Annotated in this window: 15 protein-coding genes; 10 read left to right on the top strand and 5 right to left on the bottom strand. The window is 71.2% G+C overall.

The genetic code is table 11. The annotated features are described in order from the left end of the window. Positions 1-7 precede the first annotated feature (7 nt). Both ACWD0F_RS03280 and ACWD0F_RS03285 read right to left on the bottom strand, forming a co-directional pair. Complete coding sequence (locus ACWD0F_RS03280; RefSeq protein WP_449872261.1) at positions 8-1,735, bottom strand: hypothetical protein; 1,728 nt, start codon at positions 1,733-1,735, stop codon at positions 8-10. Further along, complete coding sequence (locus ACWD0F_RS03285; protein WP_449872262.1) at positions 1,726-2,562, bottom strand: hypothetical protein; 837 nt, start codon at positions 2,560-2,562, stop codon at positions 1,726-1,728. The genes ACWD0F_RS03280 and ACWD0F_RS03285 overlap by 10 nt, the downstream gene beginning before the upstream one ends. Before the next feature lie 162 nt (positions 2,563-2,724). Here ACWD0F_RS03285 and ACWD0F_RS03290 point away from each other — a divergent pair, with 162 nt between their 5' ends. The 10 genes from ACWD0F_RS03290 to ACWD0F_RS03335 all read left to right on the top strand — a co-directional run bounded on the left by ACWD0F_RS03290 (position 2,725) and on the right by ACWD0F_RS03335 (position 13,966). After that, the gene (locus ACWD0F_RS03290; protein WP_449872263.1) at positions 2,725-2,973 is read left to right on the top strand and encodes an acyl carrier protein; all 249 of its coding nucleotides are present in this window, start codon (positions 2,725-2,727) and stop codon (positions 2,971-2,973) included. After that, a complete protein-coding gene (locus ACWD0F_RS03295; RefSeq protein ID WP_449872264.1) occupies positions 2,948-3,805 on the top strand; it encodes an SDR family oxidoreductase in 858 nt (285 codons plus the stop codon). The genes ACWD0F_RS03290 and ACWD0F_RS03295 overlap by 26 nt, the downstream gene beginning before the upstream one ends. Then, positions 3,802-5,112 (top strand): AMP-binding protein, encoded by a 1,311-nt coding sequence (locus ACWD0F_RS03300; protein ID WP_449872265.1) that lies wholly within the window; start codon positions 3,802-3,804, stop codon positions 5,110-5,112. Before ACWD0F_RS03295 ends, ACWD0F_RS03300 begins: the two co-directional genes overlap by 4 nt. Continuing rightward, positions 5,109-6,134 carry a LuxE/PaaK family acyltransferase gene (locus tag ACWD0F_RS03305; RefSeq protein ID WP_449872266.1) on the top strand — a complete coding sequence of 342 codons (1,026 nt, stop codon included), beginning with the start codon at positions 5,109-5,111 and terminating at the stop codon, positions 6,132-6,134. Before ACWD0F_RS03300 ends, ACWD0F_RS03305 begins: the two co-directional genes overlap by 4 nt. Next, positions 6,134-7,432: an acyl-CoA reductase gene (locus tag ACWD0F_RS03310; RefSeq protein WP_449872267.1), complete on the top strand. Its 1,299-nt coding sequence runs from the start codon at positions 6,134-6,136 to the stop codon at positions 7,430-7,432. The genes ACWD0F_RS03305 and ACWD0F_RS03310 overlap by 1 nt, the downstream gene beginning before the upstream one ends. 158 nt (positions 7,433-7,590) lie before the next feature. Next, complete coding sequence (locus ACWD0F_RS03315) at positions 7,591-9,642, top strand: hypothetical protein (RefSeq protein WP_449872268.1); 2,052 nt, start codon at positions 7,591-7,593, stop codon at positions 9,640-9,642. Positions 9,643-9,754: 112 nt separating this feature from the next. After that, the gene (locus ACWD0F_RS03320) at positions 9,755-10,960 is read left to right on the top strand and encodes a glycosyltransferase (RefSeq protein ID WP_449872269.1); all 1,206 of its coding nucleotides are present in this window, start codon (positions 9,755-9,757) and stop codon (positions 10,958-10,960) included. Positions 10,961-10,963: 3 nt separating this feature from the next. Further along, positions 10,964-11,662 carry a class I SAM-dependent methyltransferase gene (locus ACWD0F_RS03325; protein WP_449872270.1) on the top strand — a complete coding sequence of 233 codons (699 nt, stop codon included), beginning with the start codon at positions 10,964-10,966 and terminating at the stop codon, positions 11,660-11,662. Positions 11,663-11,730: 68 nt separating this feature from the next. Beyond that, positions 11,731-12,420 carry a polysaccharide deacetylase family protein gene (locus tag ACWD0F_RS03330; RefSeq protein ID WP_449872271.1) on the top strand — a complete coding sequence of 230 codons (690 nt, stop codon included), beginning with the start codon at positions 11,731-11,733 and terminating at the stop codon, positions 12,418-12,420. 28 nt (positions 12,421-12,448) lie between these two features. Beyond that, positions 12,449-13,966, top strand: coding sequence for a hypothetical protein (locus tag ACWD0F_RS03335; protein WP_449872272.1), 1,518 nt, complete (start codon positions 12,449-12,451; stop codon positions 13,964-13,966). Here the strand turns inward: ACWD0F_RS03335 and ACWD0F_RS03340 are convergent. From ACWD0F_RS03340 to ACWD0F_RS03350, 3 genes are read right to left on the bottom strand one after another with little or no spacing between them, the layout of a single operon-like run. Then, the gene (locus tag ACWD0F_RS03340) at positions 13,923-14,384 is read right to left on the bottom strand and encodes a response regulator (RefSeq protein ID WP_449872273.1); all 462 of its coding nucleotides are present in this window, start codon (positions 14,382-14,384) and stop codon (positions 13,923-13,925) included. The genes ACWD0F_RS03335 and ACWD0F_RS03340 overlap by 44 nt on opposite strands. Continuing rightward, positions 14,381-15,940, bottom strand: coding sequence for a sensor histidine kinase (locus ACWD0F_RS03345; protein ID WP_449872274.1), 1,560 nt, complete (start codon positions 15,938-15,940; stop codon positions 14,381-14,383). Before ACWD0F_RS03345 ends, ACWD0F_RS03340 begins: the two co-directional genes overlap by 4 nt. Beyond that, entirely contained in the window at positions 15,937-17,115 is a 1,179-nt protein-coding gene (locus tag ACWD0F_RS03350) for a PP2C family protein-serine/threonine phosphatase (RefSeq protein WP_449872275.1), read from the bottom strand. Before ACWD0F_RS03350 ends, ACWD0F_RS03345 begins: the two co-directional genes overlap by 4 nt. Positions 17,116-17,316: the final 201 nt, after the last annotated feature.

Here is a 17,316-nt window from a genome sequence, read left to right on the forward strand (position 1 = left end):
CTCTTTCTCAGCCGGACAACAAGCGGATGACCCGGCGAGCGACCCTGCGCGGGCGAGCCAGGCGGCGGGAGAGCCGGTAGCCGAGGGTCCGGCGGTAGGCCGTGGTCTTGCGCTGGGTCTTCTTCAGCTTGGCCTTGCTCCTGACCAGCTCACGCTCGCGGTAGGAGAGCTTGGTCTCCAGGCGCGCGATCCTGGCCAGGGCGGCGGTGAGCTGGTCGGCCAGTCGGTCGCGGGCGCCGAGCAGGTCGCGGTAGGTCGGCGCCTGCTCGGCCAGCTCCGCCGGCCGGCCGAGCTCGGCGTCGAACTTGCGGGCCAGGTCCAGGTCACCGGGGTCGCAGGGGCGCCCGGCCATGCCGCAGAGGGTCAGCGTGAGCTGGTCGGCCTCCAGCGGCCACGGCCACGGATGGTGGTGACCCGCCGCCAGCAGCCGGACCGCGAACCGCCACAGGATCCGGCAGAGCACGATGCGCGGCGCGGGCGGTATGGACGGGCTCGCGCCGGGGCTGATGGCCTCGAAACGCTCGCCGTCGTAGACCAGGCTGTCGGTCGCGGCCGGCACGTCGCCGCCCGCCTCCACCCACGCGGCCAGCTCGCCGAGCAGCTTCCGCACGACCCGCACGTCCTCGCGGGCGCACGCCTCGACCAGGATCTCCTCGACCACCCGGCCCGCCGGGATCGGCCGCTCGTCGCCGTCGGGCAGCCGCCGCAGGCCCACGTGGGTGAGCTCGTGCACCGCCGACCCCTCCTCGACGAGCCCGAACGGCAGCGCCGTCGTCCCCGCCGTGCCCGGCGGGCGGGTCGCCACCGCCAGCCACAGCGGGGCCAGCTCCTCCCCCAGCCGGTGCCGGAACATCAGCCGCGTCAGCCGCAGCGGATCGGCCACCAGCATCCGGTCGCCGTCCCTGGCGCTCAGCGGGAACGTGAGCGCGTCGGGCAGGTCGAAGGCCAGCGTCTCGCGGGCCAGCAGGGCCCTGGGCGCCTGCCGGTCGGGATAGGCCGCGTAACACCGCTGCACGCTCAGCCCCGCCGCCTCCAGGCCGCCGTCCAGGGCTGCCGGGCCGCCGGGGTAACTCGGGTCGAAGCCGTGCGGCGCCCACTGGTCGTCGCCGCGCGCACGGTCGGCGGGCCGGGCCTCCAGGAAGCGGTCGACGCCCAGGTCGTTGCGGACGCCGAGGACCAGCCGCCCGCCGGGCGCGACCAGGCCGGCCAGCGCGCCGAGCGACTCGCTCCAGGCCGCCGCCGGAGCCTCGGCCGAGTGGGTGCGCAGCAGCCCGTCGAGGGCCAGGACCAGGTCGTACGGCTCGTCAGCGGCGAACACCTCCAGCCGGCCGCACGAGACCTCCAGGCCCGGATGCCGTTCGCCGAGCGCGCAGGCGTCAGGGTAGGAGCGCAGCAGCACGGCGGCCGAAGGGGCCCGTGCCGCCACGTCGTCCACCAGCACCTGCGGATGCGGCCCGACCAGCAGGACCCGGCCGCTCTCCGGGATCATCCGCCTGATCAGCTCCAGGGCCGCGCCGCGCCAGTCCGTGATGCCCGCCATGTTGGACATGTCGGACCACAGCAGCATCTCCCCGCCGATCAACCGGACGTTCCCGGGAACCTCGGTCATGCGCACGCCGGACGTCCGCGCCTCGGTCTTGCGCGCCTCGGCCTTGCGCGCCTCGCTCGTGGGCGGTTCGGTCGTGCGTGCGCCGGACGTTCGCGCCTCGGTCTTGCGCGCGTCCGTCATGCGCATCGCACCCGCTTCCATCCGAACATTCGCCGTAGCTCCTCAGGTGTCGCCTGATACTCGAATCCCAGCTCGCGCCGCGCCACCTCCGCCGCCAGTCCGGGATCGACGTGCGTGCCGTGCAGCTCGGGCCAGAGGCGCTTGCGGCGCGCCGTGCCGCCGTACTCGGGGCGCTCGTCCTCCAACTGCATCGGATCCCCGTACACGGCCACCTCGCAGCCCACCGAGGCGCCGTAGAACAGGGCGCTGCCGAGCCGGTTGGAGGCCACCCTGCGGTGGCGCCGCAACTGGACGAGCTGCTTGCGCAGGAAGTCGCGCCCCTTCCCCTCCCATCGCGAGCCGCGCTCGCCATGGCAGATGACCCGAAATCCTCTCGACTCGTACGCCTGCCGAATGTCCGGATTTGCGAATTCCAGCCAATAAAGACAGACCGTGACCTGATCATTCTCGATATTTCGGATTTCGTCGGCAAGTCGGGCGTGGTCGCCGGTCACGGAATGTTTTTCCCATCCGTGAAAGGGATACCAGATCGTGCCCTTGCGCTCGGGCACCACGCCCAGTTCGGGCTCCTGATAGAGGAGGTAGATCCAGGGAGCGCCGATCAGATAGTGACCTCTGCGGCCCATCGACCAGCCTCGGTTGCGCAGCACCTCTGACCACACGAAACGGGGATAACCCGGGCTACACCAGTGATCATTCGGTGGAAATCCGTGCAGATAGTTCCAGCCGTGCTGGAGGAATCCTTGGATGCGCTTCGGCGCCTCGTCGGTCAGGCCGCAATATCCGCCGAGTATGCGGGAATGCCCGTACCAGTGATTGGATTCGTCCATCATTCCCCCCGTAGCGGTTGGCGTGCCCCATCCGACATTCCCAGCCGACAGGGTGCGCCACGCGCCGTTATACGGTTCCATTACCCGGGACGGGGGCTTGGTTTTTCCTAGCCGCCCAATTCCCGCTACACTGCGTCGTGGCTTGAGAACAGGGAGTGAGTGATCATGAGTCATCTCGATCGCCTGCGGGCCGTCTTCCGCCAGGCGCTCAACCTTCCGGCCGACGCCGACGTCGACGGCCTTGAATACCGTGCCATCCCGCAGTGGGACTCGCTGGCGCACATGGCGTTGATCGCCGCGATGGAGGACGAGTTCTCCGTCATGATCGACACGGACGAAATGATCGACATGAGCTCGTTCACCGAGGCGACGGCGCTGCTGGAGAAGCATGGCATCGGCGCCGCCGCAGTCTGAGACCAGGGCCGCCCTGGACACCGGCACGGCATCAGCGCCGCAGTCTGAGACCAGGGTCGCTCTGGCCACCGGCACGGCATCAGCACCACCGCCGTCTGAAACCAAGGTCGCCCTGGTCACCGGCTCGACGAAGGGCATCGGCCGGGCTGTAGCCGCCACGCTGGCCGCGAGCGGCCACGTCGTCGTGCTGCACGGTCGCGACGAGGAGCGGGCCGGCAAGGCCGCCGCCGAGGTGGCGGCCGAGACCGGCGGCCTGACCGACTCGGTCCACGGCGACGTGGCCGACCCCGCGCTCGTGGCGGCCATGATGCGGCAGATCTACCGGCGGCACGGCCGGCTCGACGCCCTCGTCGTCAACGCGGGCATCCACGCGGCGGGGCTGCTCGGCATGGTCAGCCACGACACGATCAGCCGGCTCTTCGAGGTCAACGCCATGGGCGCCACCCACACCCTGCAGGCCGCCCTGCGGCTGCTGCGCCGGGGCGGCGACCCCGCCGTCGTGCTCGTCTCCTCGGTGATGGGCCGTGCCGGCGGCGCGGGACAGGCCGTCTACTCCGCCACCAAGGCGGCGGTCATCGGTCTCACCCTGGCCGCGGCCAAGGAGCTCGGGCCCAGCGGGGTCAGGGTCAACGCGGTGGCCCCCGGCTTCATCCGTACCGACCTGCTCGCCACGCTCGACGATCAGGCCCGCGCGGCCACGGTCGCGGCCACACCCCTCGGCCGCCTCGGCGAGCCGGGCGACGTCGCCCGCGCGGTCGCGTTCCTGCTCTCGTCCGACGCGTGTTTCATCACCGGCCAGGTCATCGGCGTGGACGGCGGGCTGGTGCCGTGAGGTTCCCGCACTCGCACGCCCGGATCGTCGTCGCTGGCGAGCCGACCGGCCTCACCGGCGACGAGCTGATCCACCGCATCGCGCGCGCCGCTGACGCCCTGGGCCGGTTGCGGCCGGGGCCGCTGTTCTGCGGCATGCGCAACAATCTCGCGTCGGTGCTGCGCTATCTGGCCGCCTGGCAGGCCGGCCGGCCGATCGCGCTGCTCGATCCCGACCTGTCCGCCGGCGCGCTGGCCGATCTGAGCGGCCGGTTCAGGCCGGCGGCGCTGCTCGGGTTCACGCACGCGGCCGACGGCTCTCCACCGGCGCGGCACGAGGTTCTGGCGCCACATCCCGACCTGGCGATCCTTCTCGCCACCTCGGGCTCCACCGGCAACCCCAAGCTCGTCCGCCTGTCACGCCAAGCCGTTCAGGCCAACGCCGCGGCCATCGCCGGCGCGCTGTCCATCGGGCCCGGCGACATCGCGCCCACGAGCCTGCCGCTGCACTACAGCTATGGGTTGTCGGTGCTCAACAGCCATCTGGCCGCGGGCGCGACCGTCGTGCTGACCGAGGCCGGGCTGCTGGAGCGCTCGTTCTGGGCACATCTGGACGAGCATCGGTGCACGTCCCTGGCCGCCGTCCCCTACCAGTACGAGATGCTGCGCAGGCTCCGCTTCGACCGCGCCGAGCATCCGGCGCTCACCACGCTCACGCAGGCGGGCGGGCGGCTCGACCCGGAGCTCGTCACGGAGTTCGCCGGACAGGCCGACCGGTTCTTCGTCATGTACGGCCAGACCGAGGCCACCGCGCGCATCGCCGTCCTGCCGCCCGACCGGCTGGCCGACAAGCCCGGATCCGTGGGCCCGGCCGTTCCCGGGGGGCGGCTGACCGTCGAGGACGGCGAGGTCGTCTACCACGGCCCCAACGTCATGATGGGTTACGCGGAGACGGCCGCGGACCTGGCACTCGGCGACCAGCTCGGCGGCGTGCTGCACACCGGCGACCTCGGCCGGCTCGACGACGACGGGTTCCTCTATCTCACCGGCCGGATGAAGCGCATCGCCAAGATCTTCGGCGTGCGGGTCAACCTCGACGACGTCGAGGGGCTGCTGCGCGGCGCGGTCCCGATGGCGGCGACGAGCGGGGACGATCGGGTGACGGTGTGGGCCGAAGGGCTCGACGCGGCCGGCTGCGCCGGTCTGGCGCGGCGGCTGGGGGCCGAGATGCGGGTGCACTGGAGCGGGTTCGACGTGCGGAGCGTGGAGCGGCTGCCGCTGCTGGCCACGGGCAAGGTCGACTACCGGGCGCTGGAGTCGCGCGGATGAGCGTCTTCACTCTGACGGAGGCCCGGCGCGAGGCCGCGCTGGCCACCGAGCTGGCGGCGCTGACCGAGCGACACCGGCAGGCGTGCGCGCCCTACCGCAGGATCCTCGACGCCATCGGCGCGGCGCCGCCCTACGAGCGGGTGGTGGATCTGCCGTGGTTGCCGGTGCGGCTGTTCAAGACGCACGAGCTGCGCAGCGTGCCGGAGGACCAGGTGTTCCGGGTGCTGACCTCCAGCGGCACCACCGGGCAGCGGCCGAGCCGGATCCATCTCGATCGCGAGGCCGCGGCGGCCCAGCCGCGCATGTTGTCGGCCACCGTGCAGGCGGTGCTGGGCGAGCGGCGGCTGCCGATGCTGATCGTCGACAGCCGGTCCGTGGTGCGCGACCCGACACTGAGCGCGCGCGGCGCGGGCGTGCTCGGAATGATGAACTTCGGCAGGGACCACACGTTCGTGCTCGACGAGCACGGGCGGGTGGACGCGGAAGCGGTCAAGGGCTTCCTGTCCAGGTATGGGAGCGAGCGGTTCCTGATCTTCGGGTTCACGTTCATGGCCTGGCTCTATCTGCGCGACCTGGGCGCCGACCTGTCACAGGGGGTGCTGATCCACTCCGGCGGCTGGAAGCGGCTGGCCGAGCAGGCAGTGGGCAATGCCGAGTTCCGGCGGCGGCTGGCCGATGAGTGCGGGCTGAGCAGCGTGCACAACTTCTACGGGATGGTCGAGCAGATCGGGACCATCTTCCTGGAAGGGCCGGATGGAGATGGGCTTTACTGCCCCGATTTCGCCAATGTCGTGATCCGCGATCCGGAGACCTGGCTGGAGGCGCCGACCGGCGTGCCGGGGCTGATCGAGGTGGTCAGCACGCTGCCGACGTCCTATCCCGGTCACGTGCTGCTGACCGAGGATCTGGGCGTGGTGCGCGGTGTCGATGACGGGGCTTGGCCTGGTAAGCGGTTCGAGGTCCTCGGCAGGTTGCCGCGAGCTGAGGCGCGCGGCTGCAGTGACACCTTTGGGCAGGGCTGATGCTGGACAACCCGAAGCTGAACGACCTCGGCACCTCGGCGGCGCTCGACCATCCCGCCTCCGAGGCGATGGTGCGGGTCAGGTTCCCGGCCGCGCCCGACGTACCCGTCGACACACTGCTCGGCCAGGTGCGCGGCCCGCTGGAGATGCACGCGCACAGTCCGCTGGAGATGGGCGATGAGCGGGTGCGGGCGTTTCTCGCGGCGTTCGGCAGGCGGCTGCTGCGGCCGGCGCTGGCGCGGCGGCATCCCGAGCTCGGCTCGCTCGGTTTCTTCCTGCGGCCCAGCGAGCTGAGCCGCACCCTCGACAGCCTGGCCGGCGAGCACGTACGCGTGCCGCGCGGCCTGGTCTTCCACATCCCGCCCGCCAACGTCGACACCGTCTTCGTCTACTCCTGGGCCCTGTCGGCGCTCATGGGCAACCGCAACGTCGTACGCCTCTCGCCGCGCTCCGGCGTGGTCGCCGAGGTGATCCTGGAGACGCTGCACGAGGCGCTGGCCGACGCCGATCCCGTGGTGGGCGCCACGCAGCGGATCGTCTCCTACGACCGCTCCGACACCGTCACCGCCGCGTTGTCGGCCGCCTGCGACCTGCGCGTGGTGTGGGGCGGCGACCGCACCGTGCTGGAGATGCGCCGCCACGCGCTGCCACCGCACGCCCGTGACCTGGCCTTTCCCGATCGGTCTTCGTTCGCCGTGGTGTCCTCGACGGCGTGGTTGTGCGCGCCGCGGGCAGCGCGGGTCACGATCGCCGAGGGGTTCGTCAACGACACCTACTGGTTCGACCAGGCCGCCTGCTCCTCGCCGCAGACCGTCTTCTGGGTGGGCACGCGGGGCGACTGTGACGCTGCCCGAGCCGACTTCTGCGAGCACGTGTCGCGGGTGGTCGCGGTCCGCGGGTGGGGGGTCGACGCGGCGATGGCCGTGGAGAAGCGGGTCTCCACCTACGGGCTGGCGGCCGACGGGCTGGCGGAGGCGGTGGAGTTCCGGGGCAACGCGCTGGCGAACGTGACCTTGGCTGCCGCTGCCGCCGCGCCGCGCCGGTGGCTGGGGGCAGGGACGTTCGCGCACGCCAGGCTGGGGTCGCTGGCGGAGCTGGCCTCGCTGGTCGAGCGGCGGGATCAGACGATGACGCACTTCGGGTTCGGGCGGGGGGAGCTGGAAGAGCTCGCCAGAGGGCTGGCCGGGCGCGGGGTCGATCGGATGGTGCCTGTCGGGAGCGCGCTGAGTTTCCACCGGGTGTGGGACGGCGTCGATCTGCCGGCCGAGTTCACCCGACTGGTGACGGTGATCAGATGACGGCGATCAGATGACGGGTCGTCCAGTGACGGTGATGGTTCGTCCGGTGACGGTGATCGGGTGGGCCAGAAGGCGGTGAGCAGGTGACGGTTGCCGCGGCTGGGAGTGCGCTCGCCGGTCCGGCGGTCCCCGCGCGGCGGCGGCCGGGGTCCGGGTGGGTGCCTGCCGGGGTGGTCGGCGCCGGGGCGGTGGTCGTGCTCCTGTGGTGCGGGGTCTCCGGCCGTGACCTGGCCGCCTTCGCGGTCTATCTGGCGCTCGGGGTGGCGCTGCCCGGCACGCTGCTGTGGCGGGCGCTGGCCGGCGGCGGCAGATCGGCGGCCGAGGACGTCACGGCCGGGCTGGCGCTCGGGTATGCGATCGAGGTCCTGGCCTACCTCCCGGCCCGCGCGGCCGGGGCGCCGCTGCTCGTGCTGGTCCCGCCCGTGGCCACCGTCGGCGTGTTCCTCTGCGTGCCCCGGTTGCGGCGGCACTGGCGAGGGGCGGCGGTCAAGGAGCGTATGCCCGCGTGGCTGGCGTGGGCGCTCGCGGCGGTGGTGGCCTACCTGATCGCGTGGAGCACGCTGTCCCTGTATCGCGTGCCGATCGAGAGCGCGTACGTGGACATGCCCTACCACCTGTCGCTGGTCGGCGAGGTCAGGCATCATCTGCCGCCCACGCTCCCGTCCGTGCTGGGTGAGCGGCTCTCCTACCACTGGTTCGTCTACGCCGACATGGCGGCGACGAGCTGGGTCACCGGCATCGAGCCCGCCACGCTGGTCTACCGGCTGTCCACGCTGCCGATGACGGCGGCGACGGTGGTGCTGGTCGCGCTGCTCGGGCGGCGGCTCGGCGGGCGGTGGGGCGTCGGCGCCGCGGCGGTCGGGGTGACGTACTTCCTGTTCAGTCCGGTTCTTCAGGAGGGTGTGGTCTTCTCGGCGCGGTCGATGTTCACCGCCTGGGCGAGCCCGACGCAGACGCTGGGGGCGTTGTTGTTCGCTCCCGTCATCCTGCTGCTCACCGGCCGTCGCCAGGCGTGGGCGGTGCTGGGGCTGCTGCTGCTGGCGCTCACCGGGGCCAAGGCGACGTTCCTGCCGTTGTTGCTCGCCGGGCTGCTGGTCGTGCTGGCCGGACGCGGGATGGTGGAGCGACGGGTGCGGGCCGAGTGGGCCGTGCCGGCGGGGATGACGCTGGTGTGCCTGCTGATCGCGCAGTTCGTGGTGTTCGGGCGGGGCGCCCAGGGCATGGCGGTCGCGCCCCTCTCGCTGGAGCGCGGCGCGTGGGAGGCGGCGGCGGGCGTGGGCGTGGCAGCTTCCCTGGCGACCCTGCTGGTGCTGGGCGCCGTGCACCTGTTCTGCCTGGTCTGTGTGTGGGGCGGGGTGGCGGCGCTGGGGCGGCGGTTGCTGGAGCCGTCCCTGCTGCTGTTGCTGGGGATCGGGGCGGCGGGGATCGGCGCGGCTCTGGTGCTCGGGCATCCTTCGCACTCCCAGCTCTACTTTCTTGAAGGTGCGCGGCCCTATCTGTCGATCGCCGCCGTGTGCGGGGTGATGGCGGCGCCGCGGGCATGGGCGGCGCGGGGAGGCTGGGTGGTTTTGGGGGCCGTTGCGGCGGTGGCGGCCTCCGTGATCGAGGTGCCCGGTGACGCGTTGGCGCGGGTGGTGGTGCCGTACCTGATGCTCGCGTCCGGCGCGGTGTTGTTGTGGCGGCGCGGGTTCGTGCCGGCGGTGGTCGCGCTGCTGGCCGGGTACGCGGTGCCGGCCTCCGTCCGTGAGGTGGTCGCGCACGTCGCGCCCGGCGACGAGACACGCGCGCCGCTGATCCCCGAGGGGGCCATGGAGGCGGGGCGGTGGTTGCGGGACCACTCATCGCCCGGCGACGTGGTGGCCACTGATCTGCACTGCCGTCCGCTCGGCTGGATCGCCTGCGACAGCCGGCATTTCTGGGTGTCGGGGTTCAGCGAGCGGCGGGTCCTGGTGGAGGGCTGGGGGTACGCCGAGAGCACGCTGTCACGGGCGACGAACACGCCCTACCTGCTGGTTCCCTTCGCCGACCAGGCGCGGCTGGCGGCGAACGACGCGGTGTTCGTGGCGCCTTCGGCGGCGAACGCCCGGCGCCTGGCCCGGCAGTACGGCGTCCGGTGGCTTTTCACCGGGATCAATCCGCAATTGGGGACAATCGCCAAACTGCGCTTCGCAAATGCGACTTCCTCGGTCTACGAGCTGGCCACGGGGTAAAACTCTCACCCGTTCATGGAATGGTGCGGAGAAACCGCACGCGCCCCGCTGGACGTCCCTTGCAACATCCCTATGTACGTCATGCCACCAGGGAAACGACCAGGGGATTTGTATGGACACGCGTGCCGAGCCCCGCCTCCTCGACACCGCGACCCGGTTGGCGAGCGTGGACATCGTCATCCCCGTGCTCAACGAGGAGCGCGCCCTGCCGGGCTGCGTCCGTACGCTGGCCGCCTTCCTCGATGACGGCTTCCCGCTGCCGTGGCGCATCACGATCGTGGACAACGGCAGCACCGACGGCACGTGGCCGGTCGCGACGGCCCTGGCCGGTGAGTTCGAGCGTGTGCACGCGCGCAGGCTGGACATCCGGGGGCGGGGCGCGGCGCTGCGCGCGGCCTGGCGGGACAGCCCGGCCGACATCGTCGCCTACATGGACGTCGACCTGTCCACCGACCTCGGCGCGCTGTTCCCGCTGGTCGCCGCGGTGGCCAGCGGGCATTCCGAGGTCGCGATCGGCACCCGGCTGGCGCACAGCGCGCGCACCCGCAGGTCGCTGCGGCGCGAGGTGGTGTCGCGGGGTTACAACGCCCTGCTCAGGTACGGCTTCGGCGTCGGGTTCAGCGATGCCCAGTGCGGCTTCAAGGCGGCCAGGACCGCCGTGGTACGGCCGCTGATGGACAAGATCGAGGACAACGCCTGGTTCTTCGACACCGAGTTGCTGTTGCTGGCCGAGCACAACGGGCTGCGCGTGCACGAGGTGCCGGTCGACTGGATCGAGGACATCGACTCCCGCGTACGCGTGGTCAAGACCGCGATCGACGACCTGAAAGGGCTGGCCAGGGTCGCCTGGTCGATGTCCATGGGCCGGGCCGCGGTCGAGGTGCGGCGCTCCGAGCCGACGCCCACGCATCCGGACGCGGTCGTCGCCCGCCCGCGCGCGGTGACGGCGGCGAAATTCCTCTCTTTCGCCACCATAGGCATGGTGTCCGGAATCCTGTATGCGCTCATCTACCTGCCCCTGCGTGGGTTCTGGTCGCCGGCCCTGACGAATCTCTGCGCCCTCGCCCTGACCGGTTTCGTGAACATCGAGGCCAATCGCCGATGGACGTTCCACCGCGTCCGGCGCACCACCATGCACGTTCGCGCGGCCGTGCTCTTCCTGGCGAACTACGCCCTCACCACCGTGGCCGTGCTCTCGGTGCCCCCCGGCGCCGGGCTGCCGGCCGAGGTGGGCGCGATCGCCGGCGCGTACTGCCTGCTCACTCTGATCCGCTTCGCGGCGCTGGACCGCTGGGTCTTCTCCCGTACAAGGAACTGATCGATGGAAACCACTGAGCTCCGCCGCCTGATCGCCCTTGAGGACACCCACTGGTGGTATCGCGAGCGCCGGGCCATCCTGCGGCGGGAGTTGCGCGACCTGGGCCGCCCCGGGCGGGCGCTGGACGTCGGCGCCGCGGGCGGCGGGAACACCCGGGTGCTGGTCGAGGCGGGCTGGGACGCGACGGCGACCGACTTCTCCGAGACGGCGGTGCGGCTGGCCAGGGGGCGCGGGCTGAGGACCGTCCGCGCGGACGCGCGGGCGTTGCCGTTCGAGCCGGGGAGCGTCGATCTGGTGACGGCGTTCGACGTGCTGGAGCACGTTCGCGAGGATCACCTGGTCGTCGAGGAGATCGCCCGGGTGCTGGCGCCCGGCGGGCACGCGTTGATCGCGGTGCCGTGCGACATGGCGCTGTGGTCGGCCCACGACGACGCCGTCGGCCACGTGCGGCGCTACGGCCGCGAGTCGCTGACCGTGGTGGTGGAGAAGGCCGGGTTCCGGATCGACCGCGTCTGGAGCTGGAACGTGCTCCTGCGCCCGCTGGTGGCCCGGCACCGGCGTCGTTCCCAGGGCAGTGACCTGCATCGGATGCCCCTGCTGGTCAACGCGGGCCTGTCGGCGGTCGTGCGCGCGGAGCGGTATCTGCCGGTGCGGTCGCTGAAGGGTGTGACACTGTTTCTGCGAGCCCGGCTCGGGAAGTGATTGGCTCGTGTTCGGACCGAGACAAAGGCTTGGCACTGTCGCCAGGCAATGGCTCTAGGCTGTGATCTGTGGTGCTTCATGCCTTTATCGCGGCCTCTCTGCTTCTGACGCCTCTTTCCGCCCCCGCCTCGGCCGCGGCCTCCGCCTCGATCGACTGCGCCAAGGTCAAGTGCCTGGCGCTGACGTTCGACGACGGGCCGGGCGAGCGCACACCCGCGCTGCTGAAGACGCTGCGGAAGGAAGGCGCCAAGGCCACCTTCTTCCTGGTGGGCAGGCAGGTGGAGCTGCGGCCTGAGGTGGCCAGGCAGACGCTGGCCGAGGGGCACGCGATCGGCAACCACACCTACTCCCACCCGTCGCTGCCGTCGCTGCGCGACGACGAGATCCTCGACCAGCTCAAGGTGACGCAGGACGTGATCGGGAAGGCCACGGGCCTGCGGCCGACGATGTACCGGCCGCCCTACGGGCAGACCGACGAGCGGGTGCTGGGGCTGGCCGACCAGACGGAGCTCGCGCAGATCCTGTGGACGGGCACGACGCTCGACTGGAAGTCGCGCGACGCCAAGAAGATCAAGGCGGCGGTGTTGCGGCTGGCCAAGCGCGACGGCGTGATCCTCATGCACGACGTGGTCCCCGCGACCGTGCGGGCCATGCCCGGGATCCTCCAGGAGCTCAAGCGGCGCGGCTACCATCTCGTGACAGTGCCGACCCTGCTCCAGGGCAAGGGTCCGGCGGCCGGGGTCAGCTACTTCAAATAGCCTCCCGGCACGTGCGGGATTGGGAGCCATGGGGAGCGACACCATTGTCGGCAGGCCCAGGCCATGGGTCGCGCTCGGCACCTTCCTGATCATCCAGGCGGTTCTCGGATGCTGGTGGGCGGCCTTCTACCCTGGCCTGTTCAGCCGCGATTCCGTTCTTTACCTCAGCCACACCGTCGTGGGGCCCTGGGTGAGCGATCATTCGGTGGCCTACGACGCGCTGCTGTGGCTGAGTTATGCCAGGACGGGCGACCTGGGGGCCGTCACGTTCGCGCAGACGACGGCCATGGCCGGGGCGCTCACGTACCTGGCGCAGGGGTTGAAGGCGCTGGGGGCCCCGCGGTGGCCGACCACCGTGGTGGCCGTGCTGCTGCCGCTGGCGCCGCCTGTCGGCGCGTTCACGGTGACGTTGTGGAAGGACGTGCCGTTCACCGTCTGCGCGGTCGCCATCGCCGGGGTGTGCGCGCGGATCGCGGCCAGGCGTGCCGTCGGCGTGCCCGCGCTCATCGGCCTCGGGCTGCTGATGACGGCGCTCGGGCTCTTCCGCGCGAACGGCTTCCTCGTCGTGGGCGTCGCCGTCGTCGTGCTGCTGGTGATCGTCACGAGCATGCGGGTACGGCTGCTGCTCGTCGGCGTGTTCGCCGCCGCCCTGCCGCTCACGCTGACCAACCTGGTCTTCCCCCAGTACGGGATCGTGCCCCCGGCCAGGACGTACGTCTACCACACGGCCTTCGGGGACATCGCCGTGGCGTTCAAGGAGCATCCCGAGCTCTTCGACGCCCGGGACAGGGCGTTGCTGGCCACCGTGGCGCCGCTGGACCGATGGTGGTGGGGCGGGACCTGCTACACGATCAACCCGCTGATCTGGCGGAACGACTTCAGCTGGGCGCAGGCCGACGCGCACGCCACCGAACTGCTCGACCTGTGGCGGCGGCTCCTGCTGGCCGAGCCGCGCATGGTCGTGGATACCCGGCTCTGCCGGGGGTCCATCGCCTGGCGGCCCGTGCAGGACGACCTGGACGTCGGCGGGATGACGTACCGGCTGTCGCGCCGGCCCAACGCCGACACCTACGTGGGGCCTGAGAAGGTGCCGGACTTCGCCGGGCGGTGGGTCTTCTCGCTCCGGCCGCTGTCCTGGGAGCTGAACCAGGTGGCCGACCCCTGGCTCACCTCCGCGCTGGCCCCCGAGTACGACTGGGTGTTGTGGCGCGGGGCCCTGTGGTCCTACCTGTGTTACCTGGCCGCGGGGCTGGCGGCGTGGGCCCTGCGCAACCGGTATGCGGTGGCCGTGGTGGCGGTGGTGGCCGGGCAGCAGCTCACCGTCCTGGCCAACATCTCGGCCCAGGACTTCCGCTACATGGCCACCCCGATCTTCGCAGGGGCGCTGCTCGTGCCGCTGCTCCTGGGGAGCGTCTGGCGGCTGCTGCGCGCGCTGGTGCGGCGGGTCCGGCGCGCCGGCAGGTGGCGGCTCCCGCGCGCGCTGGTGCGGCGACTCCGGCGCGCTAGTTCGTCGAGCCCGGAGTCCGGGTCCGGCCCGGCAGCCTGACCACGGTGACGAAGAACTCGTCTATCTGGCGGATGACGGCCAGGAACCGCTCCAGGTCCACGGGCTTGGTCACGTAGGCGTTGGCGAACAGCTTGTAGCTGCGCAGGATGTCCTCCTCGGCCGAGGAGGTCGTGAGGACGACGACGGGGATCGCCCGCAGCTCGGGATCGCCCTTGACCTGCTCCAGCACCTGGCGGCCGTCGTACTTGGGCAGGTTGAGGTCGAGCAGGATGAGATCGGGGCGGGGGGCTTCGGCGTACGCACCGCGACGGTAGACGAAGTCCAGCGCCTCCAGGCCGTCCCTGACGACGTGCAGGTTGTTGTTGATCTTGTTGTCCTCGAACGCCTCACGGGTGATGAGCTCATCACCGGGATCGTCCTCGACGAGAAGAACCTCGATCGGTTGTGCTGAGGTCATGTACTGATCGTTCCTTCGTCGTTGGACCCAGGGAGGATGAAACAGATGCGGGCGCCGCCAGTGTAGGCGGTATCCAGCCAGATCCGGCCACCATGGTTCTCCACGATTTTCCGGCACATCGCCAAGCCGATTCCGGTGCCGGTGTAGGTCTCGCGACTGTGCAGGCGCTGGAAGATGACGAAGATCTTCTCGGCGAAGTCGGCCTCCACGCCGATGCCGTTGTCCGACACGGCGAACGACCAGCCGCCCTCCTCGGCGGGCTCGCAGGTGATGCGGATCCGCGGCGGGCGCTCGGGATCGCGGAACTTGACGGCGTTGCCGACCAGGTTCTGCCAGAGCAGGCTCAGCATCGTGGCGTCGCCGACGACGGTCGGCAGCGGGTCGGGGCGCTCCAGCGTGGCGCCGGACTCCTCCACGGCGGTGGACAGGTCGTCGAGCGCCTTGTCGAGCGCCTCCTCCAGCTCCACCGGCTTGCGGTCGTCGTACAGGCGGCCCACGCGCGAGAAGCTCAGCAGGTCGTTGATGAGGACCTGCATCCGGGTGGCGCCGTCGACGGCGAAGTGGATGTACTGCGAGCCGCGCTCGTCGAGCACGTGACCGTAGCGCTTCTCCAGGAGCTGGCAGAAGGTGGCGATCTTCCGCAGCGGCTCCTGGAGGTCGTGCGAGGCCACGTACGCGAACTGCTCCAGCTCCGCGTTGGAGCGGCGCAACTCCATCGCCTGGTCACGCAGCAGGACCTCCTGGCCGTGCGCCTCCTCCAGAGCCTGCACGAGCTTCGTCCGCATCAGGTCGACGTCGCGGGAGACCTCGCGGATGTCCGCGGGACCGCGCGCTGGGATGGGATGGTCGAAGTCGCCGGTGGCGATGTGCCGGGAGGCGATGCGCAACTCGTCGAGCGGGCGGCCCACCGCGTTGCGCAGCAGGATCGCCATCGCGACGCCGGCCAGCAGGAACGCCACGAGCATGGCGATGAACGCCGAGTCGCGCACCCGCTGCGCCTGCACCAGCTCCTCCTGGATCTGTGTCCTGGCCTCGCCCAGCTTGCCGCCCAGCCGGTCCAGCAGCGTCCTGATCCGGTCGAACGACTGCTTGCCGTTCGCGGCCGTGACGCTGGAGATGGGATTCTCGGCCTGTCTGGCGGCGGTGGCGGGCTCGACGTAGCCGGTGCGCCAGGCGGCGGCCTCGGCGCGGATCGTCCGCAGGTTGTCGAGGAGTTCGGGCCGGTCCTGGACGAGGCCCGCGATGCGCTCGGTGCTGCGCTGTTCGGCGGTCATGCCCTGGGTGTACGGCCCCAGGAACTCGCGGTCACCGCTCAGCAGATAGCCGCGTACGCCGGTCTCCTGGTCGAGCAGGGCGTTCTGCAGCTCGGCCGCCTCGATCCTGGCCGGCGAGAGCCGTTCGGTCAGCTCGTCGGAGAGCTGGGCCGTGCGGCTGAACATGATCGCGGCCACCGCGGCGGCGGCGACGACGAAGATCGTGATGGTGGCGAGCACCACGACGAACCAGCCGTGCACCTTCAGGCGTCCCCAGCGTCCATCGGGAACCGTTGTGTTCAAGAATCCGCTCTCCATCGAAGGTGTACCACGGCGAGGTCGTCCGCGGGGGTGTCGGGTGCGGTGCGCGCCTCGACGTCCGCGATCAGCGCGTCGAGGAGCTGCTCGCCGTCCAGCCGGACGTGCTGCCTGGCCAGCTCCAGCAGCCCCTCCTCGCCCAGCCAGCGCGGGGTCTCGCCGGGCAGGCGGCGCTCGAACAGGCCGTCGGTGAACAGCGTGAGGCCGGCGCCCGCGGGCAGCTCCATGACGTGCTGGTGCCAGTCCGCCTCGATGGGCAGGCCGATCGCGAGGCCCCCTTCCGGCTCGGACAGGGTGACGTCGTCGGCCGTGTGCACCAGCATGCCCGGATGGCCGGCCCGCCAGACGCGGACCGTACGCTGGTCGGGCTCCAGCGTCAGCGTGGTCATCGTGGTGAAGATCTCCGGGCTGGACCGCTCCGCGCGCAGGATGCGTTCGAGCTGCCGCAGCAGCGCGGCGCCGGTCACCCCGCTGAGCACCAGCGCCCGCCAGGCGATGCGCAGGCAGACACCGAGCGCCGCCTCGTCGGGACCGTGCCCGCACACGTCGCCGATCACCGCGTGCACGACCTTGTCGTCGGACTCGACGACGTCGAAGAAGTCACCGCCGAGCGTGGCGGAGCCCCTGCTGGCGCGGTAGCGCGCGGCGACCGCGATCCTGGTGCTCTGCAGCAGCGGGGTCGGCAGCAGGCCGCGCTCCAGGCGGGCGTTCTCCGTGGCCCGCAGGCGCTCGGCCCGCAGCGCCGCCGACGCCTGCTCGGCCTGCTTGCGCTGCATGGCATAGCGCAGCGCCCGGCCCAGCCATTCGGCCTCCACCTGGCCCTTGACCAGGTAGTCCTGAGCACCCGCCGTGACCGCCGCGAGGCCCGCCTGCTCCTCCGCCATGCCGGTCAGCACCACGACCGCCGCGTCGCCGGCCTCTTCCAGCACGGCCGGCAGCGCGGAGAACTCGTAGGAGTCCGGCAGGCCGAGGTCCAGCAGCACGCACTGCGGGCGCAGCCGCGCCAACGCCAGCCGCGCCTCGTTGACCGAGCGCGCCCATTCCAGGCGCACGGCCAGGCCGCTGTCGTTCAGCAGCTCTTGGACGATCACCGCGTCCTGCGGGTCGTCCTCGACGAGCAGGACCAGCGGCAACCGGTCTAGCTCATATGGTTGGGCCATACAGGCACGTCACTCCTCTTGGTCGCGCCGAGTCCCTTCAGTCGGCACCCGGGTCCCACGGACCACACCAGCGCAGGGCTGACCCGGGGTACCCACTTTTCCCACAGGCGATGCTTTCATGCGTTCATCGACCGGCAAATTTTATCCGCCCTGCTCGAAGCTAGTTTCAGACGGCGGCGACCGTACGCCTACGCGCCATCA

The organism is Nonomuraea sp. NPDC002799 (genome assembly GCF_053592075.1).

Bases quoted from the DNA above. Each gene is read 5' to 3' on its own strand.
- ACWD0F_RS03305 (WP_449872266.1), top strand. From the start codon at position 5,109: ATGAGCGTCTTCACTCTGACGGAGGCCCGGCGCGAGGCCGCGCTGGCC.
- ACWD0F_RS03350 (WP_449872275.1), bottom strand. From the start codon at position 17,115: ATGGCCCAACCATATGAGCTAGACCGGTTGCCGCTGGTCCTGCTCGTC.
- ACWD0F_RS03295 (WP_449872264.1), top strand. From the start codon at position 2,948: ATGGCATCGGCGCCGCCGCAGTCTGAGACCAGGGCCGCCCTGGACACC.
- ACWD0F_RS03285 (WP_449872262.1), bottom strand. From the start codon at position 2,562: ATGATGGACGAATCCAATCACTGGTACGGGCATTCCCGCATACTCGGC.
- ACWD0F_RS03280 (WP_449872261.1), bottom strand. From the start codon at position 1,735: ATGCGCATGACGGACGCGCGCAAGACCGAGGCGCGAACGTCCGGCGCA.
- ACWD0F_RS03310 (WP_449872267.1), top strand. From the start codon at position 6,134: ATGCTGGACAACCCGAAGCTGAACGACCTCGGCACCTCGGCGGCGCTC.
- ACWD0F_RS03325 (WP_449872270.1), top strand. From the start codon at position 10,964: ATGGAAACCACTGAGCTCCGCCGCCTGATCGCCCTTGAGGACACCCAC.
- ACWD0F_RS03340 (WP_449872273.1), bottom strand. From the start codon at position 14,384: ATGACCTCAGCACAACCGATCGAGGTTCTTCTCGTCGAGGACGATCCC.
- ACWD0F_RS03290 (WP_449872263.1), top strand. From the start codon at position 2,725: ATGAGTCATCTCGATCGCCTGCGGGCCGTCTTCCGCCAGGCGCTCAAC.
- ACWD0F_RS03320 (WP_449872269.1), top strand. From the start codon at position 9,755: ATGGACACGCGTGCCGAGCCCCGCCTCCTCGACACCGCGACCCGGTTG.
- ACWD0F_RS03335 (WP_449872272.1), top strand. From the start codon at position 12,449: ATGGGGAGCGACACCATTGTCGGCAGGCCCAGGCCATGGGTCGCGCTC.